General features: G+C 58.9%; 10 protein-coding genes and 1 tRNA gene. 2 read left to right on the forward strand and 9 right to left on the reverse strand.

The window, feature by feature from the left end; genetic code table 11:
* Window positions 1–176: 176 nt before the first annotated feature.
* Both ACP7DE_RS27825 and ACP7DE_RS27830 read left to right on the forward strand, forming a co-directional pair.
* A tRNA-Leu gene (locus ACP7DE_RS27825) sits at window positions 177–263 on the forward strand.
* A gap of 242 nt (window positions 264–505) precedes the next feature.
* Window positions 506–805, forward strand: coding sequence for a hypothetical protein (locus tag ACP7DE_RS27830; RefSeq protein ID WP_426075154.1), 300 nt, complete (start codon window positions 506–508; stop codon window positions 803–805).
* 2 nt (window positions 806–807) lie between these two features.
* Here ACP7DE_RS27830 and ACP7DE_RS27835 read toward each other — a convergent pair whose 3' ends face one another.
* The 9 genes from ACP7DE_RS27835 to ACP7DE_RS27875 form a co-directional block, all read right to left on the reverse strand.
* The gene (locus ACP7DE_RS27835) at window positions 808–1,482 is read right to left on the reverse strand and encodes a hypothetical protein (RefSeq protein ID WP_426075155.1); all 675 of its coding nucleotides are present in this window, start codon (window positions 1,480–1,482) and stop codon (window positions 808–810) included.
* A gap of 1,381 nt (window positions 1,483–2,863) precedes the next feature.
* Window positions 2,864–3,160 (reverse strand): hypothetical protein, encoded by a 297-nt coding sequence (locus ACP7DE_RS27840; RefSeq protein WP_426075156.1) that lies wholly within the window; start codon window positions 3,158–3,160, stop codon window positions 2,864–2,866.
* Complete coding sequence (locus ACP7DE_RS27845) at window positions 3,157–3,552, reverse strand: hypothetical protein (RefSeq protein WP_426075157.1); 396 nt, start codon at window positions 3,550–3,552, stop codon at window positions 3,157–3,159. Before ACP7DE_RS27845 ends, ACP7DE_RS27840 begins: the two co-directional genes overlap by 4 nt.
* On the reverse strand, window positions 3,549–3,986 hold the full coding sequence (locus tag ACP7DE_RS27850) for a D-Ala-D-Ala carboxypeptidase family metallohydrolase (RefSeq protein ID WP_426075159.1): 438 nt from the start codon (window positions 3,984–3,986) through the stop codon (window positions 3,549–3,551). Before ACP7DE_RS27850 ends, ACP7DE_RS27845 begins: the two co-directional genes overlap by 4 nt.
* Window positions 3,977–4,237 (reverse strand): hypothetical protein, encoded by a 261-nt coding sequence (locus ACP7DE_RS27855; protein ID WP_426075160.1) that lies wholly within the window; start codon window positions 4,235–4,237, stop codon window positions 3,977–3,979. The genes ACP7DE_RS27850 and ACP7DE_RS27855 overlap by 10 nt, the downstream gene beginning before the upstream one ends.
* Window positions 4,234–4,599: a hypothetical protein gene (locus tag ACP7DE_RS27860; RefSeq protein ID WP_071077676.1), complete on the reverse strand. Its 366-nt coding sequence runs from the start codon at window positions 4,597–4,599 to the stop codon at window positions 4,234–4,236. The genes ACP7DE_RS27855 and ACP7DE_RS27860 overlap by 4 nt, the downstream gene beginning before the upstream one ends.
* Window positions 4,600–4,763: 164 nt before the next feature.
* On the reverse strand, window positions 4,764–6,602 hold the full coding sequence (locus ACP7DE_RS27865; RefSeq protein WP_426075162.1) for a hypothetical protein: 1,839 nt from the start codon (window positions 6,600–6,602) through the stop codon (window positions 4,764–4,766).
* Window positions 6,602–7,432 (reverse strand): hypothetical protein, encoded by an 831-nt coding sequence (locus ACP7DE_RS27870; protein ID WP_426075163.1) that lies wholly within the window; start codon window positions 7,430–7,432, stop codon window positions 6,602–6,604. Before ACP7DE_RS27870 ends, ACP7DE_RS27865 begins: the two co-directional genes overlap by 1 nt.
* 4 nt (window positions 7,433–7,436) lie before the next feature.
* On the reverse strand, window positions 7,437–7,832 hold a 396-nt coding region (locus ACP7DE_RS27875), incomplete at its 5' end, for a hypothetical protein (protein ID WP_426075164.1).

Raw genomic sequence — 7,832 nt, forward strand, 5'->3', positions numbered from 1 at the left:
AAATGAAAAGTCGACCAAGGTCGGCATCGCTACCAAACGCTTAAAAGCGGGCTGGAGTGCCGACTATCTTGCCAAGGTCTTGGGCTTACCGACTTGATGCTTCATGCAATCGCCCTGCCTCGCTCAGGCACAAGATGGCATTTAGGGCATCACCTGTGCTAGAATCTCGCCGCGCTGCCCGGATGGTGAAACTGGTAGACACTGGAGACTTAAAATCTCCCGCCTGTAAGGGCGTGCCGGTTCGATTCCGGCTCCGGGCACCAGCGCACACGCCATTTTCAGAGATAGTACTCACTATTTCTCTCATTACCGCCAGTTCCGCAAAACTGGCATTGTTCCGCAAAAAATCTCCGACGCACTTGTAATTCCCTCTCTGCATCCTTGCTGGATCGTCAGTTTCTTGGGTCAGACTGCCAATTTTTTAACCCCAGCCTGAACTTCCGCAAGGGTTACCCCAACATTGCGCGCTACCATCCATTGCCCCAACAATGCTAGGTCATCAATCATGCGCCAGTTGCTTTCGCTTACCTTGCTGTGTGCTGCGGCAGGCTGCGCAGCAGGCAACCATGGCGACAAAAAAACGCCAGATATCATCGGGATGAACAGCTTCGCCCTCGCCGCCCGCTACGGCACGCCCGCCAGCTATCAACACCTCGGCGAATATCTGCAGCTGAACTATGGCAGTAAGGCTGCCGGCTGCGAAGTCATCGTTCTGGTCGACCAAGCACAGCGCGTAGCTGGCTGGGCGTCATCGGGTAATCTTTGCATGAAAAGGGCGATAGGCCTAAAAGGGGTGCTGGAGTAACTTTATCGCAGCATGCGCGCGTCGCTCTTCGACAGCTCGCGTTCCTTGAAGTCGATGTCGATCATCCACCCGCCTCGCTCCAACTGCTCGGGCCGGCTCTCAAATGCTTCCCGCAACTGCAAGCCTCCCAGCTCGAACGACTCTTCCGACATCCACTCGATGTGACAGTCTATCAAACGCCCCTCAGGAAACGTGGAAATCTGATGACTGCGCAGCTCGGCGCAAGTGGTATGCCGCTCTAGCACATTTGAGTAGTCGTCGGCCACAGCCAGCGACCCGCGCGAGCCACCGCTCTCGCGCGCAAGTTTTTTCGGTAGCGCTACTCCGGATCGATAGAGTTCCTTGACCCTGAATCCGACCGCTTTCTCCGGTACGAAAAGTTTGCACACCCAGGTCTGGGCGACCTCGCGGGCATGGCCAGACTCATCCCTCGTTGCCTCAATGCCACTCAGCACCAGATTCCATCCCTGTGCTCGCACCAGCTTGGGCCTGGCAAGCTGCGCCAGAATGCGCGGCGCGCCTATCGTCTGCAAGCGCGCTACTTTTGACGGGCGTCGATTCCCCTCCAGCGTGACCTCAACCACCAGCAGCTCCAATAATATGGCGCCCTCGACCACCGGCGCGGGTGTTCCCAGCACCGCCCCGCCCTCTCGCCGTCGCCTCGCCCATACCTTCATCACGCACTCCGAATGCACTGTATATAAATACAGTATAATGGCGAAAATGAACGACGAGAAGGCGGAATTTGTAACTAGAAGAGCCCGCCCTGCTCCCCCGATCCTAACGAGTAGTTGTCACGCATCATTTCCGAACTGATCGGCCGCCGCAAAAACCATACCCTACCGGTAGCAACGTGCGCAGGCACTACATGCTGCACGACTATGCAGATGAGAAGCGGGCGGCGTGGGCGGCGCTGGGTGAGCGGCTGGGCGATGTGATTTCGGTGCCGATGCTCTGAAACTGGCGCACCGGGGCGGCGCCAGCTAGTCGATACATGCTATACAGTAAAAAATGTACGGACGAATCGACCAGAGCGAACACACATGCTTGACGCAGAACTATTTTGAATGGAATCCAGTTAATCTCTAAAGCGATCTTCCTGTATAGTCGTTCTCTATATTAGAGGATCACCTACTATGGCTGGTAAGCATCAAATTAAAGGCTATGAGTATCAAGTCTGCGTTTATTCGACGGGAGCAGGGTCGTACTTGGGCGTAATATTGGTCACCTCGCGGAATGGCGTAAAACTCTCCCGTATCATTGAAATACCTACCCTAACGCATTTTGGGGCCGAGCGAGCTGCCCAGATTGAAGCAAAGGCCTTGGCACTCGAACTCATCCACACTGGTGCAATTGACGCCCTACTACCTCTTGAAGACACCATTTTACGCCCGGTTACGTCAACGGACGCATGACTAAACGGTCGGTGACAATTCAATACAATTCCGGCCAGTTTACCGCCATATAATTGTTGCATTGCCGCATATCACGATGATTGCGGAGTGGATATTTTCTTGAGCTGGCAATCCTTGTGACCATGGGGTGTAAAGTGAAAAGCGATTTGTTACCAAAATATTTCACGCATTCAAACCGAAGAATCGATTTTCTGTCGGAGGCAATTATCAATTCGGCGATTGATATGGAGGCGGTGCTTGGCGCAGTTCATGCAATTGTCTATATGCGCCGTCACAACGTACCCATGGATGTCGCATTGAGAGTAGTTCTACGGCAAGCAGAACGCAGAGTTACCTCGGTATGGTCGCTACCGGATGCGATTGAAAGGCGAACGTCCTGTAGCGCTTAGCCAGTGCAGACGTCTGCACTGGCTCATGCGGACAGCTCTATTCCCCTAATCCATTCACCCTCACAAACGCCTGGCACGCCCGACCAGTTGAGGCCACTTCTTCCGCCTGCAAAATCAAGGCTTGAATATCTCGCGCCACCGCGTCAGGAAGTAGCCCGCCGGCGGGATCGGCTGCAGCGCCTCCTTCGGCGCCACCCGCACCGGCCGGGGCGGCAGGTCCAGCACTTGCACAGAAGGCGGGCTTGCGCATGCGCTCAGCGCTCTGCTTTTGCCTCTGGCAAAACGCAGCCCGCAATTACCGCCTCCAGTTCCACTTCATACTTCCGGCCGCGCGGCCAGTCCCGCGCCAGCGCCAGGACAATCTCTCCATCCGTAGCCATCGGCACAAGCTTGTCGAATTCGTAGGCCGGCCGCTGCGGTACTGACTTTACACATGGTGTAAAGACGGGAACTTCGACCAACTGCGGCGCTGGCGGCGCGCTGGCGCAACCAACCAGCAGCACCGCCAGAATAATTTTTGGAATAATTTGTCGCGCCGTCTGGGGTTTCATCGCAGGCCCTCCAGCATCTGCCTAACGGCCGGCATGGCCTCGTCGCAGGTCGCGGCGCGCGCGCCCGCGATCTGCGCTAAGGCCGCATCATACTTCTTGCCCTTGGCAGCGACCGCCGCCTGTGCCGCCGCGCCGCGCTCTTGCGCCGCCAGCGTGGCCGCAGCCATTCCATCGATGGCGCGGTTTTGCTCGCTGATCGAAGCGCGCAGCGCAGCGCTGACGCCCTGCTCTTGCACCAGCGCAGCACGCGCGGCGTCACGGTCGCCGGCGGCCAGCCACCAGCTGGTACCGGCGCTGCTGGCTACTACCAGCAACGCGGCAGCCAGCAGCACGGCCGCCACCTTCCAGATTCCGCTGACGGCGCCAGCAGCCAGCGCGCCCAGGGCGCTCATACGATGCCCGCCACGTAGCTGACGCCACCGCCCGCAAACTTGGCCGTTAGCACCTGGCGCCGCGGCGCGCCCGTCGACAAGCCTATATGCACCCACGTGCCCTCGTAGATCAGCTGGTCGAAGACGAGGCCACTTTGCCGGATCAGCATGGCCAGGGCCTTGGGCGCCAGCTTGGCTGTGCTGATATCGGCAGCCAGGCCCTGCACGTGCGCGCTATTGCCCGCGCCGCCCACGGCCTTGTTCAGCGCCGGCGAGCGGTATCCGCTGGAAATGGCGACGGGCGCACCCACCAGCGCACGCACCTGCTCCAGCAGCGCGGCCAGGCGCGTGAGGTTGGCGACGATGGCGGGTGCAGGGGTGTTGTCGATGCCCTTGCGGGTGGCCACCTGCGAGGCGACCAGTTCGGCCAGTGAGAAATTTTTACTCAGTTGCATGACGATCCCTTCCAGAACGTTGAGCGCCGGTCGACGCAGACTAGCGCAGCGATGCCACAATGGAGCAGCACCTCGGGCCAGGCCGGTGTCACGCCGAACAGCAGCACGGCGGCGGCACCGGCCGTGAGCGCTATCCACGTGATGCGGATAGGACTGGCCGTGCCAGGCCGCATGTGGTTGAGCTCGACGAACAGCCCTCGCGCCAGCACGATGGCCGCCGCCGCCATGTCGATCAAATACAAAATGTTCATGGCACGTCTCCTTTCTTGCGCAACCAGGCGAATGCGGCCGGGATGATGACCTGGGCGCACAGGCCCAGGCCGGCTGCGGCGGCGATGCGAATACCCGATTCGCCGGCGCTCGACAGGAATGGGAAATAATTGGCGGCTGTGACGCTGGCCACCGGCGCGAACCAGCCCGCGATCAGCGACGAGCCGATCACGCTGCCGGCGATCTGGGGTCCGCGCATGGGCGGCAGGTAGGACAGAGAAACTAGGCCGCCAGCCAGGCCGGCCAGCAGCGCGTCATACTGCACGCCCAGGATGGACCCGGTCAGGGTGATAGTGCCGGCGGCGATGGCGATGCCGACGGTGCTGCTTGCAGGTTCAGCCATATTGGCCTTTCGTGTTGGGTATGTGGGTGGATTGCTCTAGAGCAGCAGCTAGCGCTGACATTACGAGCATGGCTGTCTAATTTCTAGGGAAAGGTGAGACAGTATTTCCGACAACGGAAACGAAAAAACCCGCCGAAGCGGGTTTGTGGTGGAGTGCTGCTGTGCTACACGACCTTGACCATCACATAGGCCCGGCCGTCGGGTTCAATCGAGATCACGCGCCCGACGGCATCGAGGTACTGTGAATTCGGGAGATCCGCCTTCCGAATGGAAATGCCTTTGATGCCGACGCCGTCCGGCACCGGCACGATGTAATCGCCCGGCTGGGCGCCTTGCACGTTGACCGGCACGCGGCCGGCGATGGCTATGCGGTCGACCTTCTGGCGCTCGACTTCCAGGGCGGCATTGAAGACGGCCATGGCCTCGGCGTCCTGCTGCACGGCGATGTTGTGGGCGGCCAGCGCGGCGGTGTAGGCGGTCTGCTTTTCTGCCCAATCGTCATCGGTGTCACCTGGATCCGTTACCACGTCCTCATATTCCGGTGGATTAGCGCCGGGAACTGGCTGCTGCGTGACTACATTTGCACGACGCTTTGGCTCTGTCGGGGCCGCACCAGCTTTTGGCGTAGGGCGCTGGCCAACATTTTTCGACCAGATGTCGCCGCCAACAAACGAGGGATCAGTGGATTTGATAGCAAACATCACCGCCTCAGCCCACAAGTCCGTAATCTGATTTTTATTGTTGATACCAACCACCTGCCCCGCAGCCACACTGGCGCAGGATGGGCATTTCCAAAAATACTCAGCTACGTCACTGCCTTGACCTGTAATCGTGCCACCGCTGGCAATACTCCGGCCTGTTACACTGTTCTTGCCTACGTAGAGGACAGCAGTCGATGCAGCCCAACCACCCGTGCCGTCAGCGGCTAAAATACCAACACTTGGTGCAGGAGCACCGTCAACCCCAAAATATATAATTTCCGCTGCTTGGCCTGTGCCACGGCAGATGTTGTGACGCAAGGTTGAGGGGTCTGAGCTGCCAGCTTTAAGTAGCGGCATGTACACAGCACCATCGCCCTTAATACTCAACAGGTCAGCTGACCACACATTAGAGCCTGTGTCGTAAGCTCTAAGAGCCAATTTGTATCCTTCCTTGAACACTACGCCATTACCTGCCCCAGCTAAAAACCCAAAGCGGCCGGCGTGTGCAGAATTAGATACTCCACCTACACCTAGTCCTAGAACCTCTTTTCCTGCCCCGGATGGATGCTCGTCATGTTTTGCACCCGCTGCTAGGAAGGACGTAGCAATAGCGCCGTCACCTACCCCAAGAAATTCATTGGTTAGAGTACCTACACCTGTCTGGGCGCCACGCCATACCGGGGCAATATAACCAGCTTCTGCGACACTTGCCCCGCTATCCCATACAAGCGTGCCAAGTACTGAACCAACAGCAGAAGGGGTCGCGTAGGTTTGGCAACCCGTACCCTGCAAGTTGAACGCGGCTTGCGCAAATGACGATGGACGAAAAAATAGATAAACAGAGTGACTTCCATCTGCTTCCTGGAGGACAAGGAATCTTGCGTCAATTGGGGGGTAACGGCTGGAAGACCAATCTACCGAAAAACCGTTGCGATTTCCCATGGTCACAGTCATTGCTGACAGGTAGGTCGATCCCCAGCCGCCAAGCACCCCGTCTATGCGCAGGGATGCATAGGTGCCAAGACCTGATACAGGCAATGTTGCTATCTTATAGAGAGCTTGAGGCTGGCCTCCGTGAAGAAATGAGTATCCAAATTTACCAACAGCTTTTACTGCTAGGGGTACGTTGGTGTAGAGGGGTAAATTTGGATCAAACCACGCCGGATTCATAAAGCCATTCGGCCCGCCAAGCGGCGACCGCCCCACGGCTGGCGCATACGACGCCACGACGGCGCCGCGCCCGGCCAGCTCATTCAGGCGCCGAATCGTATCCTTCTGGCCATAGTAAAAAAAGTCGCCCATTACATTTCCTCGATTTCGATGTTGGTGGCATATGCCTGGTAGTACGGGGTGGTGATGGCGGAATTGCTGGCGATGCGGCCATACACCTGGTGCGCCTGTTCGAGCTCGCCGTCGTCACTGTCTGGATACAGGCTGATCAGCAACGGACGCGACAGTCCGTTGCCGCGCACGATGCGCCACACCTCGGCTCGGTCCAGCGGAGTCATATGATCGAGCGCAAGCGTGAGCTTGCGATACAGCGCACCGCGTCCTACTGTTTGCCCGCCGGCGCCATTGCGGTACTGGGTGCTGGTGTCGACCGACGTGACGCCGGCACCATACGAGGCGTTTTGCTCCGGACTCCAGTAAGGGCCGATCACCAGGCGCGCCGCCTCGATGTAGCCGGCCGGGTTGTCCGGATCGGCCAGTTCGATGATCAGCTTCTTTATACTGACCATCGGGAGCCAGCAGCGCGCATACGTGCCGCCGCCGTAGCTGAAGGCGTTCACGCCCAGCTGCAGCGCGCCCCAGTCCCACATGCCCAGCTTGGCGTACTCGCATGCCGGTACGACGCCCGTATCGAAATCGGGCACGGCGTCACCTGGCTCGACGTAGCCGCGCACGCGAATCGTCGCCGTCGGCGTCAGGTTGCAAAATGGCAGAGCCGCGCAGCCGATGATCTCGGGCGCGGGCCAGGTGGCGGTGATGGTCAGGGCCAGGCCGAGCGAACGCAGCACGTCATGCTTGCCTTCGCGCTGCAAGTTGGCCACGCCCAGCGCGCCGGCCTGACTTGATGCCGTCAGCGCGGCACGGTCGGCGGCATTATCGTAAATGATTCGCAGGTTCGTCATCGGTTCAATCCTTGGATGCCTTGAGCAGAGCAACCGCCTGCGCATGGGTGATATCGACGCCGTACCGCATGAGTAATGCGGCGGCACGCTCCAGAGAAATGCCGCCGGCAGCCAGCTGTGCGCGGTAGCCGCGCACTTCAGCGCCCAGGCGGAAGCGCGCCGACATGGCATAACGCAACAGCCATGGCAACACGCCACAATTGCGCTGCTCGCGGTAATGCACCATTTCGTGCAAAAGCAGCGCGCTGTCGCCACGCGAGGCCGGCCGTACCAGGATGAGGGGCCAGACGGTCATGGCATCGAATCTTGCGGGTATGTATCGGGTTGAAATTATCATGGCTATCCGCAGTGGTAGGTGCAGGCGATCAAACGGGTTTCTGATGGCGTGTTGAATGAAATC

The organism is Janthinobacterium sp. DSP2-3-3 (assembly GCF_049897325.1).
GTDB lineage: Bacteria > Pseudomonadota > Gammaproteobacteria > Burkholderiales > Burkholderiaceae_D > Janthinobacterium.

Excerpts from the sequence above, each read along its gene's own strand:
- ACP7DE_RS27830 (WP_426075154.1), top strand. The coding sequence starts at position 506 with ATGCGCCAGTTGCTTTCGCTTACCTTGCTGTGTGCTGCGGCAGGCTGC.
- ACP7DE_RS27835 (WP_426075155.1), bottom strand. The coding sequence starts at position 1,482 with ATGAAGGTATGGGCGAGGCGACGGCGAGAGGGCGGGGCGGTGCTGGGA.
- ACP7DE_RS27840 (WP_426075156.1), bottom strand. The coding sequence starts at position 3,160 with ATGAAACCCCAGACGGCGCGACAAATTATTCCAAAAATTATTCTGGCG.
- ACP7DE_RS27845 (WP_426075157.1), bottom strand. The coding sequence starts at position 3,552 with ATGAGCGCCCTGGGCGCGCTGGCTGCTGGCGCCGTCAGCGGAATCTGG.
- ACP7DE_RS27850 (WP_426075159.1), bottom strand. The coding sequence starts at position 3,986 with ATGCAACTGAGTAAAAATTTCTCACTGGCCGAACTGGTCGCCTCGCAG.
- ACP7DE_RS27855 (WP_426075160.1), bottom strand. The coding sequence starts at position 4,237 with ATGAACATTTTGTATTTGATCGACATGGCGGCGGCGGCCATCGTGCTG.
- ACP7DE_RS27860 (WP_071077676.1), bottom strand. The coding sequence starts at position 4,599 with ATGGCTGAACCTGCAAGCAGCACCGTCGGCATCGCCATCGCCGCCGGC.
- ACP7DE_RS27865 (WP_426075162.1), bottom strand. The coding sequence starts at position 6,602 with ATGGGCGACTTTTTTTACTATGGCCAGAAGGATACGATTCGGCGCCTG.
- ACP7DE_RS27870 (WP_426075163.1), bottom strand. The coding sequence starts at position 7,432 with ATGACGAACCTGCGAATCATTTACGATAATGCCGCCGACCGTGCCGCG.